This is a genomic window from Caballeronia sp. (assembly GCF_049581465.1).
In the GTDB taxonomy this organism is placed as follows: Bacteria; Pseudomonadota; Gammaproteobacteria; order Burkholderiales; family Burkholderiaceae; genus Caballeronia.
Genome location: NZ_JBAUSA010000598.1, coordinates 1 through 2,014, shown reverse-complemented (window position 1 = coordinate 2,014; position 2,014 = coordinate 1). Strand labels below are relative to the sequence as shown.

Below are 2,014 nucleotides of genomic sequence, written 5' to 3'. Positions count from 1 at the left end.
AGCGATCAAAGGCGAATCAAAGGCGAATTAAAAGCCCAGGCTTGCGAGCAAATCGTCGACTTGCGTCTGGTCCTGGACCACATCGGTGCGACCTTCAGGATTGATCTGCGGACCGTTCAGCAACGCTTCGTTAGTCGTCGTCGCCGATGCCGCCAGCGCAGCCGCCTGAGCCGCAAACTGCTCACGCCGCTCGGGTGCGATGTTCTCCAGCAACACGCCGAGCAATTGCTGTTCGATCAGATGCACGACGTCCGTGATTTTCTTGATCACCTGGCCGGTCAGATCCTGGAAATCCTGCGCGAGCATGATTTCGAGCAATTGTGCGTTGGTCGCGGTCGTGTGAACGGGAACTTGCTGCAAGAAGCCACGCGTATCGGCCAGCAGCGTCTTCACTTCCGCGCGGTCCATCGGCGCGCCGTACCACTGGTCCCAGCGGGCGTCGAGCGCCTGGGCATCGCGCTGCATGCCTTCCTGGACCGGCTTGGCGAGTTCGATCGCGTTCAGCGCGCGCTCGGCGGCCTGCTCGGTCATCGTCGCTACGTACTTCAGGCGGTCGCGCGCATCCGGCACCATGACGGCCGCGGCCTGGACTTGTTTGTCGAGACCGAGTTCCTGCATGGAATCGCGCAGCGTGCGGGTCAACTGGCCAATTCGCGCCAGGATCCGATCGCTCGATGCATCGCTTTCCTGATCCTGCTCCGTCTCAGCGTCCGTCGCGGTTTCGATCGTGGCTTCGGTCACGGCTTCGGTCGCAGGTTGGGCCGTGGTTTCAGTCGCGGATTCGATCGCGGCTGCGTTCCAGGCTTCCATCGCCGCTTCCATCTCGGCGTCCATAATCATTTCGTCTGTCGTCTTTTCCACGGTCAGCCCCCGGTCTTGGCCATCTTTTCGAGAATCTTGGACAGCTTCTCGTCAAGCGTCGCAGCCGTGAATGGCTTGACCACGTATCCGCTCGCGCCAGCCTGGGCCGCGGCAATGATGTTTTCCTTCTTCGATTCCGCCGTGACCATCAGCACCGGCAGGTGCGCCAGCGTAGCGTCCGCGCGGATCTCCTTGAGCATCTGCAATCCATCGAGATTCGGCATGTTCCAGTCCGAGATGACGAATTCGAAACCGCCGCCCCGCAGGCGCGCGAGGCCGGCCGCGCCGTCCTCGGCTTCATCCACGTTGCCGAAACCCAGCTCCTTGAGCAGGTTTCGAACGATACGGCGCATCGTCGGAAAATCGTCGACGACCAAAATCTTCATGTTCTTGTCCACCATCTCACTGCTCCTTTAATTCGCCAAATTCCTGTGTTCTTCTTGAAGCGGCGAAGCGCCGCGTCCCGTATTCGCCGTCGTATTCGTTTCGTCGTATTCGTTTAAAGCCTTGTTCAAGCCATCAGACTCGTTGCGTGCGTTCGCCCATCGAGTTGAGCCGCGCCATCACGCGCCGGGTCATCTCGGCGAGCGGCACGACTTCGCTGACGCCACCTGTTGCAATTGCTTCGCGCGGCATGCCGAACACCACGCAACTCGCTTCGTCCTGCGCGAAGGTGTACGCGCCGGCTTGCTGCATTTCGAACATGCCCTGCGCGCCGTCGCGGCCCATGCCGGTCAGGATCACGCCGAGTGCGTTCTTGCCCGCGTGCTGAGCGGCCGAGCGGAACAATACATCGACCGATGGCCGGTGACGATTGACCGGCGGTGCATCGGAGAGATGCGCCACGTAATTTGCACCGCTGCGCACGAGCACGAGGTGGGCATCGCCTGGTGCAATGTACGCATGCCCCGGCAACACGCGCTCGCCGTGCTCGGCTTCCTTCACCGAGATGCGGCACAAGGTATTCAGGCGTTGCGCGAACGACTTCGTGAAGCCCGGCGGCATGTGCTGCGCGATCATCACGCCGGGTGCATCGGGAGGCAACGGCATCAGCAGTTCGCGGATCGCTTCCGTACCGCCCGTCGATGCCCCGACGATCAACAACTTCTCCGTACTCACCAGCAGATTGGTCAGGTTTGGCGTGGGCTTGGGC

Annotated in this window: 3 protein-coding genes; all 3 read right to left on the bottom strand. The window is 61.5% G+C overall.

What is annotated here, in order from left to right:
* Positions 1-27: 27 nt before the first annotated feature.
* The gene (gene cheZ / locus WCA53_RS14695; RefSeq protein WP_423911475.1) at positions 28-810 is read right to left on the bottom strand and encodes a protein phosphatase CheZ; all 783 of its coding nucleotides are present in this window, start codon (positions 808-810) and stop codon (positions 28-30) included.
* A 53-nt stretch (positions 811-863) separates the two neighbouring features.
* On the bottom strand, positions 864-1,259 hold the full coding sequence (cheY, locus tag WCA53_RS14690; protein ID WP_423911472.1) for a chemotaxis response regulator CheY: 396 nt from the start codon (positions 1,257-1,259) through the stop codon (positions 864-866).
* 121 nt (positions 1,260-1,380) lie between these two features.
* Positions 1,381-2,014, bottom strand: a 634-nt coding sequence (locus WCA53_RS14685) for a chemotaxis protein CheB (protein ID WP_423911470.1), incomplete at its 5' end; no start/stop codon positions are given.

Bases quoted from the DNA above. Each gene is read 5' to 3' on its own strand.
- cheZ (WP_423911475.1), bottom strand. From the start codon at position 810: ATGGAAGCCTGGAACGCAGCCGCGATCGAATCCGCGACTGAAACCACG.